Here is a 23,641-nt window from a genome sequence, read left to right as displayed (position 1 = left end):
GAAGAGAAACTTGGGCAATGCGCCAAAGCATAGCCGAACTCCTAACTGGTCTGCAACTTCGGCCGCTGATGGCATTGCGTTTCAAGTGGTGCGCGAATGTAAGGGAAAGCCACAGTTGATATCTAATGCGAATTTCCGGGTTGTGTGCGGAACAGGCTTCTTCGCAAGAGCCTGTGGGTGCAATTGCTTGAAAGGTCCCCGTACAACCAATTAGCTTCGCGGAAACTCTGACTTGTTTTCAAGAAGCTACTCGCGCAACATCTATGAACGTCCGGAACCAATTGGGAGGTTGGCATGGCGGAGCTACGCGAAATTGGTAAGACAGGAATACGGGTTCCTCGCGTCGGGTTTGGATCGACAGGGCTGGGAAGCATTCCTGAAATCTATGGGTATGAAGTTGAGGAAGACCGCGCGATTGATACAATTCGGGCAATTCTTTCGCAGCCAAATGCGTTCCTGGACACATCCCGTTGCTATGCCACGGGGCGAAGTGAAGAGCGCATAGGAACAGTCATTCGTGAGCTTGGCGGTTGGCCGGAAGGGCGGGTGCTTTCCACCAAAGTCGACCGGGATATGGAAACCGGTGCCTTTGATGCTTCTCAGGCACGTAGGTCATTCGAGGAAAGTCTTTCGGCCCTAAGCGTCGACAGCGTCGATATACTCCACGTGCATGATGTCGAATATGCAAATGACCTATCTGAGGTCAAAGGACTAGGTGGCGCGATTGAAGAGTTGTTTCGTATCAAGGAGGAAGGTCTAGCAAAGGCGGTCGGGATCGCAGCGGGACGTATCGACTTGATGATGCCAATTTTGGAGGGTTGGGATTTTGACGTGGTCCTGACACACAACCGGCATACACTGGTAAACGACAACGCGGCACCTCTCATAGAACTCGCGAAATCACGAGGCGTTTCGATATTGAACGCAGCACCTTATTCCGGAGGTGCACTTGCCCGAGGCAGCGCGATCCATCGCTTATATGTCTATCGTCCTGCGGATGATGAAGTACTTGCGCCAATACGTGCTGTTGAAGAGGTATGCGGGCACTACGATGTCCCAGTCGGGGCGGTCGCGTTGCAACACTCTTTGAAAAATGACGACATCACTTCGACGATTTGCGGAGTGACATGGCCTCAGCATGTTCAACAGGCGATGGAATGGGCAGAGTGGTCCATCCCTGATGGTGTTTGGGAAGAACTAGCCCAGCTCGGGATATCTTCGGAGGATCCAGAGGCTTAGAGTTAAATCCCAGAGGGCGCAGTATCGCAAACAAGATGGAAGACCATTTGAGACTTGATAAGATGCTTAGAACCGAGTTTCGAAAAGGAAACGGTGCCCTCAATACCTGCTAGTCTCGGCGAAACCAAAAGTCAAAGGGATCAATATGATTGCACTACTATTTGCGTTGTTCACATGCGCTTTGGGGCTCGCTTACTATAAACTCGTCCGGCTTTCATACGCTCTCTTCGTAGTCACGCTTTTGGCGAGCGTTTATTGGCTTAAATTTCATGCAACAACGCCGCTTTCAATCCAACTGTGAGATCGTTCCATGTCACCTGAATTTGCCCGAAATATGAACGCGCTTGGTGCCCTGGCTGTCTGCCTAGTGTTGGTTCTTGCATTCTATTTTCAGCTTGTTCTATACGAACTACCCTGTCCGCTGTGTCTATTGCAACGTGTCGGTTTCGTGGCCGTGGGGTTTGGGCTCGGGCTAAACCTCTTGTGGGGCACGCGTGCAAGGAACTACGGAATCGTCCTTGTGGCAGCAATATTTGGCATCAGCGTTTCGATCCGCCAAATCCTACTGCACATAGTGCCCGGCACCGGGCACTATGGGTCTCCGGTTCTTGGTCTGCATTTTTACACTTGGGCCGGCATAGCCTTCGGATTGATAATACTCGGGACCGCGGTGATGCTTGTCTTTGAAAAGCAATATGATCTAGCGGCGGACGTTAGGGCATCGGAACGGTTCGGTGGAAGCAAGTTGGCCAAAACCGCGTTCATGTTGATCTTAGCTTTGGGAGCCGCCAACGCAGGCTCAGCTCTATTGGAGTGTGGACCAGGTATTTGCGACGATCCGCCAACAGACTACAAGTTTTTGGATAGGTTTGAGGAAGCCGGTGAAACTTAGGCCGAGAAGAGATCTTGTGCGCAGTTTTTCCGGTATTTTGCCTCCCAAAATCAAAGAAGAAATTCAAAGGCGACCTCTCGCTTTGTTTTGATCGCAAGCAATTGCCAAGGACGAAATCAAGGGCTAGTAACCAACTAAATGTTCACGGTAGAGGCAGGTGACCGCTTTGGGCTCTTTTCGGGCATCAGATACAAATGAAATTGAGTGCCACGCTGCCATTAAAGCATTGAGGGCGGCCCTTGCGCCACGGCACCTAGCACGCGACGCGAGTGTGAAACAATTGTCAGCACCAGATATCATCGGGGACGGCGTTGCTTGTTTCGGTGCGCACCTGCCTGCTGACCCGGTCTTTTTCTAAGACGCGGCTGCCTATGCGCAGGGTGATGTCGTTTTTTGCCGCAATAGGCTTCAGACCGCAGAAACAACTGCTCACGTACCATCGCGCCCAGAAGATAGGTCTTGGACTGTTGAGAGCTCTGATAGGGCAGCGCGTGCTCCTCTCCGACCAGTGTGATCGGCCCCTAACGCCCACGCTCGCCAAGTTAGCGCAGAGCGAAAACCCGGCCTGCCTGGTGCCACTAACCACAATATGTTTCATCGCCTAACGCAAACTTGCAGTGGCTTTCTGCATTGCTAGGATCAACGCGTCGCGTTTTGCCGAAAGTTCAGTTGGGCTTTGCCCGCGAGCCTCGTCGCGCACACCTTCAATCAAGGTGCGCGAAACATCGTCATCCAGACGCACCTGTCCCAGATCATCCCACCAGCCGTTGAACGTGTCGGTGAAATGGTCGCAAAATGCCTGAAGCCCGCCTGCGCCTGCGCCCAGGTTGAAAAGCATGGTTGGCCCCATCGCGGCCCAACGCAGGCCGGGTCCTGCCCAGACTGCCTTGTCCACGTCCTCGACGCTCGCCACGCCTTCGACCACCAATGAAATCGCTTCGCGCCATATAGCGGCTTGCAAGCGGTTCGCGACATGGCCGTTCTTTTCCTTATTCACCCGGATGGTAACCTTTCCCACTGCTTCGTAAAACTGTTCGGCCCCATCCACTGCCGCCGGGTCGGTCAGGTCATTGCCCAGGATTTCCACCAACGGGATCAGGTGGGGCGGATTGAACGGGTGCCCCAGCACGAAGCGTGCGGGGTCTTTCCAGCCTCCCTGCATCTGGCTCAGCATCAGGCCCGAGGCCGAACTGGCGACAATGGCTTGCGGGTCCAGAACCGGCTCGATCTCGGCAAAGGTGGCGTGTTTGATGGGCAGGCGTTCAGGCACGTTTTCCTGGATGAACGCGGCTCCGGTGACTGCCTTGGCGGCACTGTCGTGAAAGCTGATTGCGTCAGGGGCGCCGTTCTCGGTCAGTCCCAACTCGCTCAGGGTTGGCCAGGCCATCTCGACATAGTCGCGCACCTGCTTTTCCACCTCCGACGCCGGATCGAACACCGCAACCGAACGTCCAGAAGCCAAGAAAAGCGCCGCCCAGCTGGCTCCGATGACACCACCACCAAGGCAAGCCGTATGTGCAAATTCCATCAGAATAATCCCGGGTTGAGGGGCGAGGCAGCAGTCATGCCGCCATCGACCGTGAAACATTCGCCAGACACGTAAACCGACTGATCCGATGCCAGCCAACTTACCATGTTGGCAATGTCGGCGGGTTCCCCGAACCGGCCCACCGGGTGGCGGGCCAATGCGTCAGCCATGGCTTTCTCCGGGTCTTTTGCCAAGCCAAACCCGTCCTCGGCCATCTCCGTCATGATCCAGCCCGGGCGGATCGCGTTGCAGCGTACTTTTGGCCCGTGATCAACGGCAATCGAGCGGGTCAGCCCGTGTACAAAGGCCTTGGACGCATTGTAAAGCGCCATGTTTGGGTCCGCGACCATACCGGAGATTGACCCGATATTGATGATGTTGCCGCCATGTTCGGCCATATCCAACAAGGCCACGCGGCACATGTTGAACACGCCTTTGCAGTTCACGTTCATCACCAGATCCCAATCGTCATCATCGCTGTCGGCCACGGTCTTTTCGACCTGAACGCCCGCGTTGTTGACCAACAAGGTGACTCGACCGAATGCGTTGTTTGCGGCTTTGATCAGCATCGCCGCATCGCCGGATTTCGACACATCCCCCGTGACCCAAACGACCGCTTCCGGCATGTCCTCAGGCCGGGCGCCGCGTCCGCATGTGACAACATCAAAACCGTCTGCCAACAGCCGGTCCACAATAGCCCGGCCAATCCCCCGGCTTCCGCCGGTGACAATCGCGCAATTATCCATGGGCGATCATCACATGTCTGACGGCGGTGCAGGCATCGAGCGCAAAAACGCTCATATCACAACCTGTTCCCGAAGATTTCATCGCCGCCCAGGGCATCTCCGGGGTCGCGACGCCGTGGGTATTTACCCAGGTAAATCCGTAGCGCAGTTTCGCCGACATCCGCATCGCCCGCCCGGTATTGTTGGTCCAGACCGACGAAGCCAGTCCGAACGGACCGGCATTGGCTACATGCAGCGCCTCGTCCTCGTCGCTGAACCGCGAGATCGTAACGACAGGGCCGAAGATCTCGTTGCAGACCACTTCCGCATCATGGGGCACATTCGCGAGCACCGTGGGTTCATAGAAGAAGCCGGGGCCGTCGATCATCCTACCACCGGCGACAACCTCGCAAGTGTCGCGCGCCCGGTCGACAAATCCGGCCACGGTGTTGCGTTGTCCGGCTGAGATGATCGGGCCCATTTCCGTGCCCTCGGCCTTTTGCGCACCAACCTTGATCTGCCCAACCTGATCGAGCACAGCGGCTACCACCGTGTCATAGACTGCATCCTGCACCAGCAGGCGGCAGGGTTGCGCGCAATCCTGACCGGCGTTGAAGAACGAGCCATAGCGAACGGTTTCCGCCACCGCGTCGATATCGGCGTCGTCAAAGACGATCACGGGGGCCTTGCCGCCCAGCTCCAAATGCACGTGGCGGATCTGACGAGAGGCCGCTTTCATCGCCTCGACCCCGGTCGCATTGGACCCGGTGATCGAAATCGCCTCGGTGCGCGGGTCGTTGATCATCTGGCTGCCGATCTCGCGGCCCGAACCGTGTAGAACGTTCACGACGCCTTTGGGGGCGATGTCTGCAATCAGCTCAGCGGCCTTCAATGTGGAAAGTGGCGTGAGCTGAGAGGGTTTCAGCGTCACGGGACAGCCCGCCGCCAATGGCGCAGCCAGCTTCCAGGCGGCCATCATCAAAGGGTAGTTCCAGGGGGCAATCGCCGCCACCGGTCCAACCGGATCTTTGCGGATCATGCTAGTGTGACCGGCTACGTATTCGCCCGCCGTCACCCCGGTGATCGTGCGCGCGGCACCAGCGAAAAAGCGGAAGGTGTCCAGCGTCAGCGGGGTTTCGTCGTTTAGCGCAGAGGGCCAGGGCTTTCCTGCGTCCAGACTTTCCAACTCGGCCAACTCCTCGATGTTGTCTTGGAGGACATCCGCGATATCTGTCAACAGTTGCGACCGCTCCGCCGGGCTGGTCTGCCCAAACGTGTCAAACGCCTCATGCGCGGCGGCGGCTGCGGCGTCTGCTTGCTCAGAGGTCGCGGCATTGATGATGCAAATCTCTTCTCCGGTTGCCGGGTTCAGGACCGGGATCGCCGCCCCGCCTCCTTCTACAAGCTCGCCATTGATCAACATCTTCGTCTGCATGTGCTCCCCTCCTTAGAATGCTACCTGATCGCCGCCTTTCAGACCCAGACGCGCGCGCGCCTCGGCGGGGGTGGCAACCTGAAGCCCCAAATTTTCGACGATCTCCCGAATTTTGCGAACCTGCTGAGCGCTGGACACAGCTTTCTCTCCGGGTCCGATGTATAGGCTGTCTTCCATACCCACCCTCACGTTCCCCCCAAGCAATGCGCTTTGCGTGGTGAACGGCATCTGGTGGCGACCGGCGGCCAGCACCGACCATTCATAGTCATCGCCAAACAGCTTGTTGGCAATCGTGTGCATGTGCATCAGGTTGTCCAGATCGGCCCCCACCCCGCCCAAGATGCCAAAAACCATCTGCACGAAAATCGGCCCCTCGATCCAACCCTGATCAATGATCCACGCCAGGTTATAAAGGTGGCCAAGGTCATAACATTCGAACTCGAAACGCGTACCGTGGCCCTGACCCAGTTCCTTTAGGCAGTATTCGATATCCGCGAAGGTGTTGCGGAAGATGAAATCGCGGGTCATGTCCAGGAATTCGGGCTCCCAGTCATGCTTCCAGTTCGAATACTTGTCCTTCATCGGGAAAATGCCGAAGTTCATCGACCCGATATTCATGCTTGCCATTTCCGGGCTGGCGACCGTCGCGGCGCGAAGGCGTTCTTCGCGCGACATGCCCAACCCACCGCCCGTAGAGACATTCATGACCGCATCCGTCGCGTGTTTGATGCGCGGCAGGAATTCCATGAACAGCTCGGGGTTCGGGTCGGGCTTGCCGGTTTCCGGGTCGCGCGCATGCAGGTGGATGATCGAAGCGCCGGCCTCGGCGGCCTCGATACTGGCGGTTGCGATCTCGCTCGGAGTGATCGGCAGGTGCTCCGACATGGTGGGGGTGTGAATGCCGCCTGTGGGGGCGCAGGTGATGATGACGGGCTTGGTCATGTGGTTGGCTCCTCGAAGGTCTTAGGGACAACTAAGAGGTGGCGTGGGTTCTCTGGTATGCCCCAGATCGGCCTTCGCCAAGCCATCTCTCCAAATGCGAACAGAGGTATCCCAGCGGCGACCTCCGGCTCTTGAGAGCGCAGCGCTTCTGACATCACAGTCTCATCTGCTGGACTTGCGCAGACAGTCCGCCGTCCAGAACCCAAAGTTGACCGCTCGCATAGCGGGCCTCGTCCGAGGCGAGCCAGTTGACAAGGTTCGCGATATCGTCGGGCGTGCCATAGGTGCGCATCGGGTGTACGTCGCGAACAGCCTGTTGCAGCTCATCAATCGACTTGCCTCCGCCGCCGGACCCGTCGCCGGTGAAGAAACTTTGCAGCATTGGTGTGTCGATATAGCCCGGGCAGATCGCGTTCACGCGGATGCCATCAGGGCCGTGGTCACAGGCCATGGCGCGGGTCAGCGCATGCACCGCGCCCTTGGTGGCACAATAAGCCGCAAGGCCGGGATCGGCGATGAACCCATCATAGCTGCCAAAATTGATGATGCTGGCCGAAGCGCCGGTTTTCGCCGCCGCGCGCATCAGGGGCAAGGCGTATTTCGAGGTCAGGAAGGTGCCGGTGCAGTTTACAGCGAAGCTTTGGTTCCATTCCTCAAGCGTGGTGTCTTCGATGGTCTTCTCAATCTCAATCCCGGCTGCGTTCACCAAAATATCGAGCTTGCCTGCGTCGGCCTCGATCTGCGCCATCGCAGCTTTTACTGCAGCCTCATCCGCCACGTTCATGGCAACAAAACGGCTGCCATCATCGGCATGTTTGGTCAATGATCCTTGTGGTGTCAGATCGGCGGTATAGACAATAGCACCTTCGCGCAGAAAGCGCGCGACGATGGCCCGACCAATCCCTCCACGACCACCAGTTACGAGGGCGATTTTTCCCTGTAGTTTCATATCAGTCGTCCTTTTGTGGCGGGAACCGATAACGGCCTGCGGCTTCGGTCCAATCCATATGATTGCGCACATATTGCTGGCTGGCATCAGAGGGTGGGTTGTAGTCCCAATGCTCACCAGCATCGGCTTCCATCGCCGCATGAAGCGCGCGGCGGGATTTCTGGGTAGCGATCACATCTTTGCGCAACTGTTCGCTGTTCCAGCGGGCCCTGACTTCGCCGGCAAAGCCTGCAGCGGCTTCGGCATAAGCTGGATCAGCAGCGACATTCACCTTCTCGAACGGGTCAACCGACAGGTCATAAAGCTGCGGTGGATCGATGTCGCAATGGATGTATTTCAGCGGCCCACGCCGGATCATAAAGACCGGCCAGGGGGTCATTTCGGCGCAGTATTCACCGATCGCCTCGTCCACCGGGTCGGCCTCACCGCGCGCCAGTGGCATTAGTGATCGGCCGTCGACCGTTTCGCCAAACATCTCCGGGGTGCCGCCTCCGATATCAACAAAGGTGGGCAACAGATCCAGTAGCGAGCAGGCCTTGGGCGCGCGGCCTTTGGCGACCCCCGGCCCGGCCATGATCAAGGGCACCCGAGCCGAGTATTCGAAGAAGTTCATCTTGTACCACAGGCCGCGCTCACCCAGCATGTCGCCGTGGTCTGCAGTGACAATGACGATGGTGTTGTCCAGCTCGCCAATGTCTTCGAGCGTCCTGACGATCTTGCCTACCTGACTGTCGAAGAAGCTAACATTAGCCAGATAGGCACGGCGCGCGCGCCGGACTTCTTCGTCTGTCAGAGGCACGTAGCTGGCTTCGATCCCATCCATGACTCGACGCGAGAACGGGTCTTGGTCTTCGGGTGACAACGTGAACTCGGGCATATCGATGTCATCATCGTCATAGAGGTCCCACCATTCCGGCTGCGCGACATAGGGATCATGTGGGTGAATGAAACTGGCGACCATACAGAAAGGCGCTTCCGATCCATGCGCCCGATCGCGCCCGCGATCTATCAGCCAGCGGCGCGCGGCAAAGCCGACCTCGTCGTCATAGTCGGTCTGGAAGGTGGCGACGGCCACGCCGCTTTCCTTGACCGTCTGCATGTTGTGGTACCACTTGTCGATGCGCTCATCATGGGCCTCCCAATCGGGCGTCCAGGCGAAATCGGACGGGTAGATGTCGGTGGTCACGCGGTCCTGAAACCCGTGTTTCTGGTCGGGGCCGACAAAGTGCATCTTGCCCGACAGGCAGGTGTGATAGCCCAACGTCTTCAGGTAATGCGCGAATGTTGGCACGCTGGCGCGGAATTCGGAGGCATTGTCGTAGGCGGCGATACGACTGATCAACTGGCCGGACATGAAGGCGAACCGGGAAGGTGCGCAAAGTGGTGAGTTGCAATAGGCCGCATCAAACCGCATCCCGCGCGCGGCCAGCGCATCGATATGCGGTGTCTTGGCGACCGGGTGGCCATAGGCCCCGCAAAATTGCGGTGCCAATTGGTCGGCCATCACGACGACGATATTTGGTGTTGCTGGCATGATGCTGTTCCTCCCTGCCTGCCAATATGCGGTGACTGCGCGCGTTCAGTCACGGGCGGGGAGGAGGTTGGAACTGCATTCTTTTGGAAAACTGACTCACCTGGCGGCCCTTTTGTATGCGTCCAAAACAAGACCGTGGAAATGGTGCACCGCATGTTCCGACATGCCCGAGCCATCAGGGTCGTTCACGATGCGGCCCACGTCGAAGGCTGGAGTGTTCATCCCTTTCTGCACGCTTTCAACGATGTTGATGTCTTCAACCTGTAACACTTCGTCCAGATAGCGGATCGTTTCGACCTCGGCCTCGTTGGGCTCCTTGGTTTCAAGGAAGAAGTCATAGGTTTCCAGCGTCCGGTCGGGGCCTGCAGGGATGATGTTGAGGATGATCATCGACGACCGACCCGGATACCGCATGATGCAGGTATTGGGCCATAGCCACCAAACGGCATGGGTTTTCACCGTGGCATTCGACACGTCATAAGCGCTGTTGGACGTGTTGCCCGCATCGGCCATGTGACTGGAATAGATGCCGTGCGTGGTCACCTTGTAGGTGTCCATATCGACAAGTTCGCAAAAATCCTTGTGAGCGGTCGGACAGTGGTAACACTCTAGGAAATTGTCGACCACGTTCTTCCAGTTGGACTTGATGTCATAGGTCAGTCGATGAGCAAATGTCAGCTCTTCGATATCCGGCGCCCAGTGGCGGATTTCGGTTTCCAGATCGCCGGACAGCTCCGACAGGGGTGAGGCCTCTCGATCAAGGTTTACATAAACAAAACCACAAAATTCCTCTACCTGCACCTCATCCAGACAAATCTCTTTGGGCTCGAATCCATTCAGATTCTCGGTATGCGGGGCACGCACCAGCTGTCCATCCAACTTGTAAACCCAGGCGTGATAAGGGCACATGATGCGGGTCGTATTACCTTCGCCCGAAAAAAGCTGATGGGCGCGGTGTTTGCAGACATTGTAGAACGCACGCAGAACGCCTTCCCGATCACGTACCACGGCTATCGGCTGACCAGCGATCTCGATCGTGACATAGCTGCCTGGTTTGCGCAGCTTTTCGACATGGCAGACCCATTGCCACGTCTTGGCGATGATCTCGCGCAGGTCCACAGCGTGCCAGGCTGGATCCGTATAGGCCTCGGCCCGCAGCGAAAACGAACTGGATGGGTTTTCGTGATAGCCCTTGGAAATATCCGCGAATTGCTGGGACGTTGGCTGTTCAGTCATTGCGGGCGTCTCCTGTGAACAAAACCCTGCCGAGTGACTCGGTCAGAGATACAGGATCGCGTCTCTCACACGCGACCATTGTGCACAGTTCGCCGTTTACTTAACTTTATTCGCCATCTGCTTATCCGTCTTGCGGTGCATGGGCCAGGCTCGAAATTCAAAAGGAACGCGGCCTTCCACCCGATCATTGCGCGGTGACAGCCCAAACCGTTCGCGGTATGCGCGGCTGAAATGAACCTGGCTGGCAAAACCCGAGGCCACCGAAACCTCAAGCAAAGACATATCTGTCTGTGTCACCAGCCCGCGTGCACGGTCCAGCCGGATGTCACGATAATACATGGTTGGAGTTTTCTTGACGTGCCGCGCGAACAGCCGATTCAACTGGCGTTGTGACAGGTTTATGGAATCACAGATCTCGGGAATGCTTAGCGGTGTTTCCAGGTTCTGCTCCATCAACGCTATCGCCCGTTTGACCGCTGTGGGGGCCAGTTGACCCATCGGCTCGGCCAGTCCCGGACTTTGCATAGCGCCTTGGGGGCGCACGGTCTGGTGAAAAACGTATCGTGCTGCCGCATTGGCCAAAGCGTCGCCCTTGGTGCCCTCGATGATATGCAAGGCAAAATCCAAGGCTGCCGCGCCGCCGCAACAGGTGATGCGGGCCTTGTCGAATACGAACAACTCCTCACTGACCTCGACATTGGGATAGAGCTCTTTCATCGCGTCGATATGCTCATAGTGCACCGTGGCCCGACGCCCCTTGAGCAAACCAGCTTCGGCGAGGATGAACGCCCCGGTGTCCAGCCCGCCCAGCGTGCTCCCTTGACCGGCCCAACGCCATAGCGACGTATGAAGCGGGGTTGAGTTGTAGGCTTCCGGCGCCCAACTGGAAGAGACGATCACGAAATCCTTGCGCCCTTCCTGAACCTCGGCCAGTGCAATCGTGTCGATGGTCATCCCGTTGCTTGCAGTGCAAGGACCACCGTGCAGGGATGCGATCTGCCATTGGAACCGTGCTTTGCCTTCCAGGTAGTTTGCGGCGCGGAACGGGTCGATGAAACCCACTGTTGCTGCCATGTTGAAGTTTGGTGTTACCAGGACAAGAAGTGTCAGAATGTTGTGTGGTTGAGACGCCATAAGGCCATCTAGGTTAAATGGGTGTCGGGATTGGTCAATACTATCACTTCGATCAGGACCAACACGTTTCGTCTGTTTCTCGTGGTTTAAAGAATGCCTGCTGGTCGAATTCGCACTCGTCTCAGTCGGACAAGAAGTATTTCTGCCTACGTGCCAGCGATCTGAAAGGCCGCCTTTCTCAGATCGGCACAGGCTGGTTGGGGCTCACAAGGTCTGTTCAGATTCAGCGCACAGAATGGTGACACGATCCTTTTGAACCGAATTTTCACGACACCATTGTTAGTCTTTGAGCATTAGCGCACCGGGCAGCGCTTTTGCTAACGTCGTCATACACCAAATGTTCTACAAACTTCGCCAAAGTACACAGATGTGCGAACGACTCGGCAGAGCTGAGATCACATGCTAGGTCGCCGGTTATTTTGGCGTATGAGAGCCATGTACAATTGATGGCGAGTGAGATTGACGTCCTCGAAACGAAGGGATTCGACCAAAGGGATCAAAACTGGCTTTGAATGCAAAAGCCCCGCGCAATCTCTGCGCGGGGCCTTTTGATTTCTGATGTTTAGTCTAGTTCCCAGCCGAAACCGAGCCAATCGACCAGAACATCGTCTCGCCCGAGGCATCATCGACGCCGTCATTGTCGGTCATAACGAATGCCTCGCCCGAAGGCAGGATGGCCAGACCTTCGATCTTGTCCAGTACGTAGCCGCCGGTCGAGGTCAGGTCGGGCAGCAAGTCGCGGACCTCTTCCTTACTGACCACGGGCAGTTCACTACCCAGCGGGGCCGGGTTCATTTCAGACAGCGGAATGCGGTAGATTTTCTTGGTAACCGCGCGGTGGTCGTGCTGGTTGTCGCGTTCGATGACATAAACATGGTCACCGAATGCGGTGATTTCCGACAGACCTACCCAACCAGTTTCCGGGTCAGCTTTGGGATAGTGCACTGCGCCCCATTCCTTGGTTTCAAGGTTATAGGCGACCAGTTTCACGTGGTTTTCCGGATCGTCTTTCCATTCGCGCTGAACGGCCATCCATAGGGTGTCGCCGACCTTGGTGATGCCCTCAAAGCCAAAGCGCTTCTCGACGGCCATCAGTTCCGGCGGCAGGCCGATCTCACCCTTGCGGTCCTTGATCTTGCCTTCGGCCGAGACATGGTAGATCGCGTGGGGGATGACGCGGTCGGTTCGGCCTTCAGAGGCGACGTAGAAGCCACCTTTGCCATCCAGCGTGATACCTTCCAGATCCAGCTTTTGCGCCGGGTTGCCGTCCTGACGGTGGATGCGGATGACGTCCACGATGCGGGCCGGGGTCTGGCTGGGGTCGATTTTGAAGATCGAAGGCTGGAAGCCGTAGAAGCTGTCATTAACCGCGTAGATGATGCCATCCTCATCTGCGACCAGACCGGACAGGGCACCCCATCCGATCAACTCATCCGCGCCAGCGGAGGTCAGATGCGGATAAGCGGCGGGGGCATCCTGATACTCAAAAATCGACACATGAGCACGCGGGCCGCCATCTTCGATCAGGTCTTTTTCATTGGCCGAGACCAGCAGATTGCGCTCGGGGATTGCCACATAGCCTTCCGGCCCCACGCCCGAGGGCAGCAGTTGTTTTAGAACCGGGTTGGCCGGATCGGTGGTGTCATAAACACCCACGACCGAGGCGCGTTCGGCGCCCACAAAAATCATCGGCGTGCCGCCAAAGGTGGCTGCAGTCACGCTTTCCGGCTCAACGCCTTTGCTGTCGGACCGTTTGTCGGGATAGTGCCCGATCTGGATAATCGCCTTCTCAAAATCGGTACCGTTCTCGTAAACAACGGTGCCGTCCTTGTGGAAGATCGTCCAGCCGCGCGAGCCGCCTTCGTAGTCACCTTCGTTGGCGGTGGCGAAATGGTTGTCGTCGAACCACTTCACCGCATCAGGCTCGCGCAGGCGACCCTCTTGGCTTTCGGTGAAGATCAGCGCGCCTCGCTCGTCCGTGGCGTCAATGCCTTCCAGATCAACCGCGCCAGCCGAAAAATGGCTGACTACGTTCCCGTCCTTGTCAACAACCGCGATGTGGTTGTTTTCCTGCAGGGTGATGACGGTTTCGCCCAGACCATTGATGTCAACGAATTCCGGCTCGGGGTCAGTTGGGGCAACTTCGGCCAGACCAGTCAGCGAGGCCACCTTCATGCCAGAGCATTCCAGCGCGCCATCTTTCAGCGGCACCAGTGCCAGCGATCCGGCAGGGAGTTGCGGGATGACGCCGTCGTTCAGGTCTTCGTCGCGTTCGTTTTCGATCGCCACGGCGACAAAGCTGCCATCTGGGGCAATCGCAACGCTGTCGGGTTGACCGCCCAGATCACAGGCGCCGGTTTCCGCCTTGCCTGCGATATCGACCGAGATCAGTTTGCCCGACGGGGCGGTGTAGCTTTCCGAAGTGTTCACGCCCACAAAAGCCGTCCCACCAACGATCCCAACTGATGTCGGCTCGCCGCCCACTTCCATCGCGCCCAGAGGTGCCGGGTTCGCTGGGTCGGTGATGTCGACCATGCCGATTACACCTAACGGGCTATCTGTATAGACCAACGTCATCCCGTCTGCAGTCGCAGCAATGATCTCGGGTGAGGTCTCACGTTCGGTATCAGTTCCCTCGGCCATATTCTTAACGACGGGGAAAGAAGCAATTCGGTTGAAATTCATTTCTGCCGAAGCCTGGCCGGCGGTCAGGGCAAGGGCAGATGTCAGGCAGACAAAGCGCAACGACATCGGGTGGTATCCTCTCTCACTTGGATGAGAAGGGGATGAACCCGGGTCATTGCGGTTTTGTGACGGTTTGGATTCAGTTTGGTGACAAACGCAAAAAAGGGTAGGCCGCCGCAGCATACGCTGACCAATTCAAACCCCGTCAGGTCAAAGGTTATGTCGCAAGTTATCAGCATTTTAAAAGAGACCGGACACTCGTGTTGGTCGCGTTCTGTGTTCCGACATGAGCCAAACGTAGCAGCCTCGTTCAGGCGCGTACTTCCTGTCACTGTACCCTTATTCCCCAGATGGATTGTCCCATGGATAGGTCGCGTGGTGATGATCTGGTTTATCAAATTAGACAAAGCGGTATTGCGAATTTTGACAGTTGTCGGCCGCTGGCTAGACGGCATCGCGCCTTCAGCGAATGTCCGGAAAGGAAGGCCGCAATCGTGGAGATCAAACCATATAGGCGTGGTCAGTTTTGGACTACTGCTAGCCAGCCATGCCTCGTTGGGAGATCAGCAACACAGTGCCCAAAGCGGTCCCGGCCTATCCTTTTGAAAGAATTATCAAAACCGGTAAACGCAACCTCATACCTGAAGGGCCGTTGGCCGGCTATGTGGGCTAAAACCCGATCCCTAGTTGCCAGTTAACTGGAACATCCGCAAACAACCTATTGCTGAAAAGCCAATGGCGAAGATGCCGCGCTAGTCGGCTGCGGCTCTAATTCTATTACCGAATACGCATCATCACAGTAAAAATTAAAGTAGGTGCTGCGAACACAAGCTCAGGATATTGGGCCTATATTTGCACCTCCGTTGCTCAGAGGCATAAACCCTTCGTATTTTGTAAATGGCGTAACCTCACAGTTGCGTCATGCGGTTCTTCTTCCCTCGACAACGCTTTTGCCTGGGCAGCCCTTTTTCATGCTGGCGTTTCAATAGATATACCGTTTATCGCTACTATTATTTCCGCGGGCCACAGTTCTCAGGCAGGGTAAATTCTTGTTTTGGGCGAAACCTCCAACGCCGCAACTCACGCAAGTAAAGATGGCTCCTGCCTGACCGGATTCCTCTATTAATGTAACCCGAAAACCAAGTGTGCAAAAACTTGTGAACCCCAATTAGGAGAGACGGCGGCCTTAGTATCTGCATTTCAGACCAATGGCCGCCTTGGGCCGACTGGGGTCCTTTGGAGTAAATAATTCGGACGGCCGCAAAGTCCGCGTTGCCGACCCCAGAAGGCGACGCAGTTTTGCACTTGCTGTGAATGGCTGGCTCGACGGGCCGCATTGCAGTATCCCTGCGTACTGGCGGATGTCCGCTTTGAGCCGTGGATGTATCGTGGAAAACGGGCGAACCATCTTGTTCAGATCATCGCTTGAGGCAAAAAAAATGGCATCCCGCAAGAAGGTATCGTGTTGATCGGCAAGTCTATATCGTAAACCTGCTGCATCGTCTCATTGGTGAGAACGGCTGACACTGGGCCAGACGACCAGACTTTTCCTTTGCTCAGAAGACATACCTTGTCGGCGAACAAAGCTGTCAGGTTTAGATCGTGCATAACCACGACAACACCTCCTCCTTGTGCTGCGAAGTCCCGCGCGATGCGCAGAACGATGAACTGATGTGCGATGTCCAGGCTTGCAACGGGTTCATCCAGCAACAGCCAGCGCGGCTGATCCAGATCTTTGGTGTCCCAGACCTGCGTCAGAACACGCGCCATCTGAACGCGTTGCTGCTCACCGCCAGATAGGTTCTGGTAGGACCGCGTCTCAAAGCCGCCGAGGTCAACTTGCATCAATGCCCGAGACGGCAACGTGTCGTCTTCGGCGGCCAAGCCATTTGCCAGCCCAAGCCTGACTACTTCATGCACTGTGAAGGGGAAAGCCACGGTTGTTGACTGCGGAAGAACGCCTCGTATGGCAGCCAATTCCCAAGGCTTTAGTGCCGTTATGTCGTGGCCGTTTAATGAGATCCTGCCGGAGCTTTGGATTTCTCCCGAGAGTGCTTTTAACAAAGTGGATTTACCGGATCCATTCGGGCCGATGATGACCGTGACTTGCCCGGGCTCTGCTTTAAAATCCACGCCCTTCAGGATCTCTTTGCTTCCGATTTGGACGCGTATGTTCTCGGCTTTCATACTTACATTCCCATTGAGCCATGGCGTCGAAGCAGGATCCAGAAAAACACCGGCGCGCCAAGGATCGCGGTCACGATCCCGATTGGCAACTCCGCAGGAGCGACGATCACGCGGCTGATCACATCTGCGCACAACAGCAGCGTGGCCCCCAGCAGAGCTGAATTCATCAGCAAGCGATGGTGGTCTGGTCCGGTGCTGAGGCGCAGCAGATGCGGCACCACGATTCCGATAAAGCCTATGCCACCCGACGCGGCAACGGCGGCACCAGTTGCCCCAGCAACCGCCAGGATCGCGACGTTTTTGCTTCGCTGGACTGGAATGCCCATGTGATGGGCAATGGCCTCACCCATCGCCATACCGTTCAAGGCACGGGCAAGAAACTGTGTGCAGATAATTGCAGCCAGAATAATCGGAGCAGCCGTTGCAACCTTGATCCACGTCGCACCAGCCAGCGAGCCCATGCCCCAGAAGGTGAGGTCTCTGAGTTGCTGATCGTCAGCCATGTAGATCATCACACCAGATACCGCTCCGGCCAGGACCGCCAGCGCAATGCCTGCAAGCAGCATTGTGGCAACCGATGTATGCCCTTGGCGCGTGGACATGCGATAGAGGATGAGGACTGTACCCCATCCGCCAAGAAAGGCCGCGACGGCAATCAGCCCGTCGCCCACCCACGCGAGGACCGTGCTGGGCAGAAGGCCACCAAAGACGATGGCTGTGATCGCGCCCAACCCAGCGCCCTCGCTGACACCGACGATCCCAGGATCGGCCAGCGGATTGCGGAACAGCCCTTGCATCACCACGCCCGAGACCGCCAGCGCCGCACCAACAAGTATTCCCATCGCCAGACGGGGCAATCTAATGTCCCATAGAATGATCCGGTTCAGGTCCGACAACTCACGCCCCTGAAGTAAGTCCAAGACCGCAATCGTCAGCGAGGCTTCGGACGCTCCTACCGAGACGCTGACCACACTTGTTACGGTCAGGACGACAACTAGAAACAGCGTCACGCGCCTGGCCCTGATCCTTCGCGCGTCAACGCGCATCGGAGCGCCGTGGTCTAACGCCAGCGTCATGATCCGCTCGCGTTTTGCAGCGCCGCCGATAGGTCCAAAATTGCATCTGCTGTACGCGGGCCAAAGCCCAGAAGATACGCACCTGCCATACGGATCAGGGCTTTGTTCTGCCCTGCCGGGGTCAGTTGGATCGCGGGCATTGCAAAAAGGTCTTCGTCCGAAGTTCCGTGATTGCCGCGCCGCTCCATCATCAGGATCACGTCGGGCGCGGAGACTGCCAACGCTTCTGACGTCATGGTCTTGAATCCATAAATGCCTGCCGCAGCGTTTTCACCGCCCGCCATTCTGATAATGCTGTCGGCCTGTGTGTTGGCCCCGCCGACGGTGATTTCTCCATCCTGCGCCGAAAGAATGAACAAAACACTCAATGGGTCCGCACCCGCCACGATCGAGGCACTCTCTTGCGCTTGATCCAGTTGTTGCGCGGCGCTTGCAGCCAACTCTTCGGCTTCGGCCTCAACACCCAAAGCGGCGCCCACCGCGCGGATTTTTTCCACTATCCCATCTCGGGTAAACTCTTCGTCGATTGTGACAAATTCCACACCGGCTTCTTGAAGCACCGAAATGGCATCTGGCGGGCCGGAGCCTTCCAATGCCAGGATTAGGTCGGGTGCGACGGACAGCACGCCTTCGGGCGAAAGAGCGCGCCGATAGCCCACATCCGGCAAATCCATCGCATCGGCCGGGTAAGTTGAGGTCCGATCACGGCCCACCAGCCGGTCTTGTTGCCCGAGAGCATAGATGATCTCGGTGATTGAACTGCCGATCGCGATCACGCGTTGTTCGTCTGCTTGCAGAGTAGTGGCTGAGAGAAAAGCAGCCGTGCAGAGTGATAAGAACCGTCGCACTACACCACCTCTTTTGTGACTTCGTCGGGCAACCCTGCGACCAAAGCACCCCAGGCGGGGCGGTGGTCAGTATCGCCGGCGCGTCGACCGAAAATCTGAAAAATCAATCCGCCTTCAGCGTCAAACGCTTCAATTGAAACAGCGGGTCCTCGTTGGGTGGGTTTGGTGACGGCCCAGACCTCGGCAATATAATCGGTGCGCAGATGCAGGTTGAAATCCTTGTCCAGCACGTTCAACCAAGGCCCCATCTTTTTCAGGGTTTTGACTGGGCCACCATGGATTTCAATGCAACCGCGATTGCCGACAAAGACCATGACTTCAAGCCTTTGGTCGCGCACCTGTTCGAACATTTGCGGAATTGTGTCTGGGTCAAGCGCCCGAACCAGAGGCGCACCGGCAATACGATATGCCCCCAACCGGTTCATCTTGAGCTTCGACGTCAAGCGCATGAACTGATGCGTGTCCGTCATCTTGGCCCACTCATTGCGAAGGATTTCAGCCTTGCCCGGATTGGCCCTAGGTACTTCGGTTGGTTTGCGCTGATCGACTGTCATCGTCTGCGATTGATCGTCCGCAGCCAGCGTCTGGACCAGATGTGCCCAGTGATCCTGATCCGAGCCGTCCCGCAGAAAAATCTTGTGAACCGCATCTCCGGCCGCATCAAATACTTGAATCGAGCGGCGTGTTCCGGAATTCGTTTCACGCTCGACCGCGAAGGCATGAACCCAATGGCTGGGGAATATGCGCAGGTCAATCTCTTGGGTCAGGACCATCGCGGCATGGGCGCCGGGATGATAGTTGTCGTATTGCCCGACTTTCTCGATCACGCAGGAAGGGTTGCGAGTCAGCGCCATGACCTCTCCCAACCCGTTCAACTGGCCAAAAAGCGCATCCATGTCTGATCTCAGCCTTGTTGTGCCGTACCCAGCGAAGGCCGCCACCAGCTGCCCTTCGGACAAACCAAGTGATTCCGCCAGATCGCGATCACGTTTGCCAGCCTTCTCTGCATAGGCGGCACGAATATCCTGAGGGGCCGTAAGCACCTGTTCCATAGTGGATTTCCCATCTTCGAGTGGTTTTGTGAAGCGCTGGCCTGGCCCATGATCCCGTCATTGGCCCGCTGGCAGTGACTGCAAACTCAGTCACGGAAATATGTTGACTGTTTTAGTAAGCTTTATTAACGAGCACAAGTCATCGCTGAAAGGCGATTCCAAAAAACACCAAAAAAGACTGACCTTAGCCAGCGAACTGCAAGCATCTCCGGTCCTCAAACCACTCGAAGGGACAGAAATGCGTGCTTCAATTCGAAAGGCGGGCCTACTTGGCACCGCCTCTTGTCTCAGTTTCATCGCAGCGGCCTCTTGGGCGCAGGAACAGGATGATGGGTTCCTGGGCACACTTGAGCTGGGCGAAAGCAAACGGGGAATCCAGACCGACACCGCAGTACCTATTACCAATATCGATCAGGAAGAGATTAACGACCGTCAGGCCAACACGGTTGCAGAGCTGATCGACACGGTGCCTGGTGTGACTCTGGTGAATGGCTCGACACCGCAGGGGTCAGGTATCAACATTCGCGGCTTCGGTGCCAACAGCACCTTCGGCACCGACCAGAAGGTTCTCATTCTGATCGACGGGGCAACAACCGGTTCGGAAGAGCTGTATCGGATCGGCAACCAACTCTTCACCGATCCGCAGCTTTACAAAAGCGTGTCGGTGATCCGGGGCACTGTCGGGTCGTTTGAATTCGGCTCGGGCGTCGTCGGCGGTGTGGTTCAATTGGAAACCAAAGACGCCTCGGATTTCACCGGCGGTGAGCCCGGCTTCCGGTTCCGTCAGACGTTGGAAGGGTATTCCAACGGTAGCGGCTTTGCCTCGTCGTCGATTCTGGCTTGGCAGCCGAACGAGCAGACCGAGTTTCTGTTCAACTACACCTATCGCGATCAGGACGATCAGGAAGACGGGAATGGCGATACAATCGGCAACAGCGCCTTTACCCTGCCTTCCCTGTTGGCGAAGGGTAAATACAGCTTCGGCGACAACCTGGAGCATTCGATTACCGCGTCCTGGAACCAGTCGACCTCGGAAGAACGGGACGTGCCATATGACTCATTCGGTACATCCGCAGACGCATTTGGCAATGTGGATCGTGATATCGAAACCCGGATTGGCATACTGCGGTATCAATACCGGCCAGCGGACAACGATCTGATCGATTTGGATGTGAACCTCAGTTATTCCGAGCAGTCCATCGACAGCAGCTATGTTCCTGGCTCCTCTAGCTTAGAGGGAACTCCGTTTTTCCCAAGCATTCGGGCTCTGGCGGACGCGTCACATAACTATGAAACCACAAAGCTGACGATCAAGAACACTTCGTATTTCCAAACTGGAATCGCTTCGCATGATCTTCGAGCCGGGATCGAGTTCATCAATCGAGAGCGTCTGGATGCCCCGTCAGCTCCTGGTGGGACCGATCGTCGGATTGCCTTGTTCGCTGTCGATGACATTCAGATCGGCGACCAACTGACCATCACACCGGCGCTGCGTTACGAAACGCAGGACATCAAGGGGGATGGCGATACAGAACCTTTCGATGAGAGCTACGATAACGATGCTCTGATGGGGGGTCTGTCGGCGCGGTACGAATTCGCAAACGGTTTCGGCATCTTTGGCGGCGGTGCATACACTGAAAGCCCGCCCATCATCGACGACCTTGGCACCCCGGTATTCATGACCCAACCCGAGAAATCGCGCACCTGGGAAGCAGGGTTTTCGTTCAATCGCGGAGATATCTTTGCCGAGGGCGATGTCGTGCGCGCCAAGGTGAATTTCTACGACACCAACTTGCGGGATGTCACATCGTACACTCAGTCGAATCCGATTACCGGAGCCTCGGTCCTTTTGGACAAGGTCGAAACGCGCGGTGTGGAAATCGAAGCATCATATGCGAACGTTGGCGGATTCTATGTCGACTTTAACGCCAACGTCGTAAGCGGCACGGAAACTAATGAAAACGGGCAGGAGTCCCGCTGGCGCAACGAACCGTCGGATTCGGCGCGGATCACATTCGGCAAACGGTTTGGCGAAACGCTGGACGTCAGCTGGGAGCTTTTCGGAGCCAGGTCTGGCTTTGATTCCTCAGGCGACCCGGTTGCCGGGTATGGCGTGAACACATTGCGTGCGTCCTACTTCCCGCAAGAAGGCGCGCTCGCAGGGTTCGAAGTTAGGGCAGGTATCGAGAACATCTTCGACAAAAACTACCTGCCGAACCTGTCGACGCGCAATGCGCCGGGCCGGAACTTCAAGCTGACCGTGGCCAAAACCTTCTGATCAAGAAAAGAAAGGACCAGTTATGCGAATTGCGTCGAAAAGAAATGCTCGGTTGGTCCTGCTGACCCTTCTCCCAATTCTGGGGGCGGGGCTTGCCTTCGCCGAAGGAACCGGTGGCGTTTCGATAGAGCTGAGTTCTGCGGAAAAACGAGACCAAAGCTGCCTGCTCAGCTTCTTAGTCGAGAATACCTATAACGCTGATATCGAAAGCGCCGTCTACGAAATGGTCTTATTCGGCGCCGAAGGTGGGGTTGCTCTGCTCACGCTTCTGGATTTCGAGGATCTGCCCGCAGGGCGTCCTAGGGTTCGCCAATTTCAATTCGTTGGAATGGCCTGCAACCACATCACGCGAATCCTAATCAACGGCGCGCAGGAGTGTGCGCATCAAGGCGGGATGGAGGATGCCTGCATGTCAAACCTGACACTCAAAAGCCGCCTTGAAACGGAAATAATTGGATAGGCCAATGGATACGATCATTCAGAAATTAACAGACGCCCTTGCGCTTGGCGGGCCGGTTGTTGCGATCCTGATCGCAACCTCGGTCGCAACCCTGTCGCTCGTCATTTACAAGCTTTGGCAATATGCGACCGCCGGCGTCGGTCGCCATATCGAGCTGTCTTTGGCGATTGAAGCCTGGGACCGCCGGGACCGTGTTGCTGCGATGGCGCATCTGGAAAAGAGCCGAAGCTATCTGGCCCCGGTGATCGCCATGTCATTCGGCGGCGATAGCAGCACTCTATCCGAGCGTGCCGATGCCGAGGCCGAAGCGCGATTTGCGGGGCTCGAACGGGGCTTCAACGTGCTTGATGTGGTGTCACAGCTTGCACCGCTACTGGGGCTATTCGGCACTGTTCTTGGCATGATCGAAGCCTTCCAAACCTTACAAGGCGCAGGCAATTCGGTAGATCCTGCACTGCTTGCTGGCGGCATTTGGGTTGCCCTGCTGACAACGGCTGCAGGGTTAGCCGTCGCCATGCCAACCTCGCTTTTGCTGACGTGGTTCGAGGCACGCATGACGCGTGAGCGCATTTTTACCAACCGTGCCTTACGCACCGTTTTCGCACCTGGTCACGCCGCAGAATGCAAAGCGACCGAGAAGCCAAAGGCAGCTCTTGCCCATGGCACTTGAGACCCGCACCAAGTGGCGCAAGCGCCTGTCGATGACCTCGTTGATCGACGTTATCTTTTTGCTGCTCCTGTTTTTCATGCTTACTTCGACCTTCTCGAAATTCGGCGAGATCGAGTTTTCAACGGCTTCGGCAGGCGGTTCAGACCAAGACATCCCGATCCGCTTTGTGAAGCTTGAACAGGATCGTCTTCTGGTCGACGGGACCGTAATAACCCTGGATAGCGTTGCCGAGCTTTTCAACGGGACCTCCGAACAAATGGCATTGATCAGTCTCGGCCAGAACGCAACCTCGCAACAACTGATTGACCTGCTGACGGCCTTGAAAGGCGTGGCTCAGCTACGGACGCAGGTGATCGGATGATGCAATTGAAACCAAAGGTGAGGCGAACCCGTGAACCCACAATAGCTCTGATCAACGTCGTCTTTCTGATGCTGGTTTTCTTCATGATTGCCGGTACGCTTCCCCCGCCGCTTGGCAATTCGGTGCAACTGGTAGAAACGCGGGACCTTGAAGGGCGCGAACCGCCAGATGCGCTCGTCATCCGGGCCGACGGTGTGCTCGAGTTTCGTGGAGCCGAACTGACAGATGTTGAAGCTTATGCTGAACGCGCCTCGATTGACCTGCCTCTGGAAATAGTGCGCTTGGTTCCCGACCGCGCGCTTCCAGCGGTGCGGCTGAAAGCGGTTAGTGATGCGCTCCGTGCCTTGGGTGCAAACAAGGTCTTTGTGGTGACACAAAGGGCGCTGCAATGATCCCCAAATCTCGCGCCA

21 protein-coding genes are annotated in these 23,641 nt (G+C 56.6%); 8 read left to right on the top strand and 13 right to left on the bottom strand.

All coding sequences use genetic code 11. From position 1 onward, the window contains the following. The first annotated feature begins 294 nt into the window (after window positions 1-294). The 3 genes from ACR0JF_RS07775 (at window position 295) to ACR0JF_RS07765 (ending at window position 2,131) form a co-directional block, all read left to right on the top strand. Window positions 295-1,239 carry an aldo/keto reductase gene (locus tag ACR0JF_RS07775; RefSeq protein ID WP_170661384.1) on the top strand — a complete coding sequence of 315 codons (945 nt, stop codon included), beginning with the start codon at window positions 295-297 and terminating at the stop codon, window positions 1,237-1,239. Window positions 1,240-1,384: 145 nt separating this feature from the next. After that, entirely contained in the window at window positions 1,385-1,540 is a 156-nt protein-coding gene (locus tag ACR0JF_RS07770; protein ID WP_425084400.1) for a DUF5993 family protein, read from the top strand. A gap of 9 nt (window positions 1,541-1,549) precedes the next feature. Beyond that, window positions 1,550-2,131 carry a disulfide bond formation protein B gene (locus ACR0JF_RS07765; RefSeq protein ID WP_170661385.1) on the top strand — a complete coding sequence of 194 codons (582 nt, stop codon included), beginning with the start codon at window positions 1,550-1,552 and terminating at the stop codon, window positions 2,129-2,131. A 601-nt stretch (window positions 2,132-2,732) separates the two neighbouring features. Here the strand turns inward: ACR0JF_RS07765 and ACR0JF_RS07760 are convergent. The 13 genes from ACR0JF_RS07760 to ACR0JF_RS07700 all read right to left on the bottom strand — a co-directional run bounded on the left by ACR0JF_RS07760 (window position 2,733) and on the right by ACR0JF_RS07700 (window position 19,462). Beyond that, window positions 2,733-3,659, bottom strand: coding sequence for a 3-hydroxyacyl-CoA dehydrogenase NAD-binding domain-containing protein (locus ACR0JF_RS07760; protein ID WP_170661386.1), 927 nt, complete (start codon window positions 3,657-3,659; stop codon window positions 2,733-2,735). Continuing rightward, window positions 3,659-4,405, bottom strand: coding sequence for an SDR family oxidoreductase (locus tag ACR0JF_RS07755; RefSeq protein WP_170661387.1), 747 nt, complete (start codon window positions 4,403-4,405; stop codon window positions 3,659-3,661). Before ACR0JF_RS07755 ends, ACR0JF_RS07760 begins: the two co-directional genes overlap by 1 nt. Further along, window positions 4,398-5,819, bottom strand: a complete 1,422-nt coding sequence (locus ACR0JF_RS07750; RefSeq protein WP_170661388.1) for an aminobutyraldehyde dehydrogenase — start codon at window positions 5,817-5,819, stop codon at window positions 4,398-4,400. Before ACR0JF_RS07750 ends, ACR0JF_RS07755 begins: the two co-directional genes overlap by 8 nt. Before the next feature lie 12 nt (window positions 5,820-5,831). After that, on the bottom strand, window positions 5,832-6,761 hold the full coding sequence (gene kce, locus ACR0JF_RS07745; RefSeq protein ID WP_170661389.1) for a 3,5-dioxohexanoate:acetyl-CoA acetone transferase: 930 nt from the start codon (window positions 6,759-6,761) through the stop codon (window positions 5,832-5,834). Window positions 6,762-6,915: 154 nt separating this feature from the next. Further along, window positions 6,916-7,710 (bottom strand): SDR family oxidoreductase, encoded by a 795-nt coding sequence (locus ACR0JF_RS07740; RefSeq protein WP_170661390.1) that lies wholly within the window; start codon window positions 7,708-7,710, stop codon window positions 6,916-6,918. Window position 7,711: 1 nt separating this feature from the next. After that, complete coding sequence (gene betC, locus ACR0JF_RS07735; RefSeq protein WP_480669093.1) at window positions 7,712-9,244, bottom strand: choline-sulfatase; 1,533 nt, start codon at window positions 9,242-9,244, stop codon at window positions 7,712-7,714. Window positions 9,245-9,340: 96 nt separating this feature from the next. Continuing rightward, window positions 9,341-10,480: a ring-hydroxylating oxygenase subunit alpha gene (locus tag ACR0JF_RS07730; RefSeq protein WP_170661391.1), complete on the bottom strand. Its 1,140-nt coding sequence runs from the start codon at window positions 10,478-10,480 to the stop codon at window positions 9,341-9,343. A 96-nt stretch (window positions 10,481-10,576) separates the two neighbouring features. After that, the gene (locus ACR0JF_RS07725) at window positions 10,577-11,614 is read right to left on the bottom strand and encodes a GlxA family transcriptional regulator (protein ID WP_170661392.1); all 1,038 of its coding nucleotides are present in this window, start codon (window positions 11,612-11,614) and stop codon (window positions 10,577-10,579) included. 567 nt (window positions 11,615-12,181) lie between these two features. Then, a complete protein-coding gene (locus tag ACR0JF_RS07720; RefSeq protein WP_170661393.1) occupies window positions 12,182-14,365 on the bottom strand; it encodes an esterase-like activity of phytase family protein in 2,184 nt (727 codons plus the stop codon). Between the two features lie 1,347 nt (window positions 14,366-15,712). Further along, on the bottom strand, window positions 15,713-16,486 hold the full coding sequence (locus tag ACR0JF_RS07715; RefSeq protein ID WP_170661394.1) for a heme ABC transporter ATP-binding protein: 774 nt from the start codon (window positions 16,484-16,486) through the stop codon (window positions 15,713-15,715). A gap of 2 nt (window positions 16,487-16,488) precedes the next feature. Continuing rightward, window positions 16,489-17,562 carry an iron ABC transporter permease gene (locus tag ACR0JF_RS07710; RefSeq protein WP_170661395.1) on the bottom strand — a complete coding sequence of 358 codons (1,074 nt, stop codon included), beginning with the start codon at window positions 17,560-17,562 and terminating at the stop codon, window positions 16,489-16,491. Continuing rightward, on the bottom strand, window positions 17,559-18,410 hold the full coding sequence (locus ACR0JF_RS07705; protein WP_170661396.1) for an ABC transporter substrate-binding protein: 852 nt from the start codon (window positions 18,408-18,410) through the stop codon (window positions 17,559-17,561). The genes ACR0JF_RS07710 and ACR0JF_RS07705 overlap by 4 nt, the downstream gene beginning before the upstream one ends. Then, entirely contained in the window at window positions 18,410-19,462 is a 1,053-nt protein-coding gene (locus tag ACR0JF_RS07700; RefSeq protein ID WP_170661397.1) for a ChuX/HutX family heme-like substrate-binding protein, read from the bottom strand. Before ACR0JF_RS07700 ends, ACR0JF_RS07705 begins: the two co-directional genes overlap by 1 nt. Before the next feature lie 238 nt (window positions 19,463-19,700). Here ACR0JF_RS07700 and ACR0JF_RS07695 point away from each other — a divergent pair, with 238 nt between their 5' ends. The 5 genes from ACR0JF_RS07695 to ACR0JF_RS07675 are packed head-to-tail and all read left to right on the top strand — an operon-like array spanning window position 19,701 to window position 23,623. Continuing rightward, entirely contained in the window at window positions 19,701-21,740 is a 2,040-nt protein-coding gene (locus ACR0JF_RS07695) for a TonB-dependent receptor domain-containing protein (RefSeq protein WP_480669090.1), read from the top strand. Window positions 21,741-21,762: 22 nt separating this feature from the next. Continuing rightward, window positions 21,763-22,200: a hypothetical protein gene (locus tag ACR0JF_RS07690; RefSeq protein ID WP_480669088.1), complete on the top strand. Its 438-nt coding sequence runs from the start codon at window positions 21,763-21,765 to the stop codon at window positions 22,198-22,200. Window positions 22,201-22,204: 4 nt separating this feature from the next. Next, window positions 22,205-22,870 carry a MotA/TolQ/ExbB proton channel family protein gene (locus ACR0JF_RS07685; RefSeq protein ID WP_170661399.1) on the top strand — a complete coding sequence of 222 codons (666 nt, stop codon included), beginning with the start codon at window positions 22,205-22,207 and terminating at the stop codon, window positions 22,868-22,870. Then, window positions 22,860-23,231, top strand: coding sequence for a biopolymer transporter ExbD (locus tag ACR0JF_RS07680; protein ID WP_170661400.1), 372 nt, complete (start codon window positions 22,860-22,862; stop codon window positions 23,229-23,231). Before ACR0JF_RS07685 ends, ACR0JF_RS07680 begins: the two co-directional genes overlap by 11 nt. Continuing rightward, window positions 23,228-23,623: a biopolymer transporter ExbD gene (locus tag ACR0JF_RS07675; RefSeq protein ID WP_170661401.1), complete on the top strand. Its 396-nt coding sequence runs from the start codon at window positions 23,228-23,230 to the stop codon at window positions 23,621-23,623. Before ACR0JF_RS07680 ends, ACR0JF_RS07675 begins: the two co-directional genes overlap by 4 nt. Window positions 23,624-23,641: the final 18 nt, after the last annotated feature.

This window comes from Ruegeria sp. BG11, assembly GCF_056538565.1.
Note: the sequence above shows the minus strand (reverse complement) of the source record. Positions and strands in the feature narration are given on the sequence as shown.

What these genes read in the sequence shown, in the direction of transcription:
- ACR0JF_RS07675 (WP_170661401.1), top strand. Translation starts at nt 23,228, where the DNA reads ATGATGCAATTGAAACCAAAGGTGAGGCGAACCCGTGAACCCACAATA.
- betC (WP_480669093.1), bottom strand. Translation starts at nt 9,244, where the DNA reads ATGCCAGCAACACCAAATATCGTCGTCGTGATGGCCGACCAATTGGCA.
- ACR0JF_RS07680 (WP_170661400.1), top strand. Translation starts at nt 22,860, where the DNA reads ATGGCACTTGAGACCCGCACCAAGTGGCGCAAGCGCCTGTCGATGACC.
- ACR0JF_RS07730 (WP_170661391.1), bottom strand. Translation starts at nt 10,480, where the DNA reads ATGACTGAACAGCCAACGTCCCAGCAATTCGCGGATATTTCCAAGGGC.
- kce (WP_170661389.1), bottom strand. Translation starts at nt 6,761, where the DNA reads ATGACCAAGCCCGTCATCATCACCTGCGCCCCCACAGGCGGCATTCAC.
- ACR0JF_RS07725 (WP_170661392.1), bottom strand. Translation starts at nt 11,614, where the DNA reads ATGGCGTCTCAACCACACAACATTCTGACACTTCTTGTCCTGGTAACA.
- ACR0JF_RS07755 (WP_170661387.1), bottom strand. Translation starts at nt 4,405, where the DNA reads ATGGATAATTGCGCGATTGTCACCGGCGGAAGCCGGGGGATTGGCCGG.
- ACR0JF_RS07690 (WP_480669088.1), top strand. Translation starts at nt 21,763, where the DNA reads ATGCGAATTGCGTCGAAAAGAAATGCTCGGTTGGTCCTGCTGACCCTT.
- ACR0JF_RS07765 (WP_170661385.1), top strand. Translation starts at nt 1,550, where the DNA reads ATGTCACCTGAATTTGCCCGAAATATGAACGCGCTTGGTGCCCTGGCT.
- ACR0JF_RS07775 (WP_170661384.1), top strand. Translation starts at nt 295, where the DNA reads ATGGCGGAGCTACGCGAAATTGGTAAGACAGGAATACGGGTTCCTCGC.
- ACR0JF_RS07770 (WP_425084400.1), top strand. Translation starts at nt 1,385, where the DNA reads ATGATTGCACTACTATTTGCGTTGTTCACATGCGCTTTGGGGCTCGCT.
- ACR0JF_RS07720 (WP_170661393.1), bottom strand. Translation starts at nt 14,365, where the DNA reads ATGTCGTTGCGCTTTGTCTGCCTGACATCTGCCCTTGCCCTGACCGCC.
- ACR0JF_RS07695 (WP_480669090.1), top strand. Translation starts at nt 19,701, where the DNA reads ATGCGTGCTTCAATTCGAAAGGCGGGCCTACTTGGCACCGCCTCTTGT.
- ACR0JF_RS07750 (WP_170661388.1), bottom strand. Translation starts at nt 5,819, where the DNA reads ATGCAGACGAAGATGTTGATCAATGGCGAGCTTGTAGAAGGAGGCGGG.
- ACR0JF_RS07710 (WP_170661395.1), bottom strand. Translation starts at nt 17,562, where the DNA reads ATGACGCTGGCGTTAGACCACGGCGCTCCGATGCGCGTTGACGCGCGA.
- ACR0JF_RS07700 (WP_170661397.1), bottom strand. Translation starts at nt 19,462, where the DNA reads ATGGAACAGGTGCTTACGGCCCCTCAGGATATTCGTGCCGCCTATGCA.
- ACR0JF_RS07740 (WP_170661390.1), bottom strand. Translation starts at nt 7,710, where the DNA reads ATGAAACTACAGGGAAAAATCGCCCTCGTAACTGGTGGTCGTGGAGGG.
- ACR0JF_RS07760 (WP_170661386.1), bottom strand. Translation starts at nt 3,659, where the DNA reads ATGGAATTTGCACATACGGCTTGCCTTGGTGGTGGTGTCATCGGAGCC.
- ACR0JF_RS07685 (WP_170661399.1), top strand. Translation starts at nt 22,205, where the DNA reads ATGGATACGATCATTCAGAAATTAACAGACGCCCTTGCGCTTGGCGGG.
- ACR0JF_RS07715 (WP_170661394.1), bottom strand. Translation starts at nt 16,486, where the DNA reads ATGAAAGCCGAGAACATACGCGTCCAAATCGGAAGCAAAGAGATCCTG.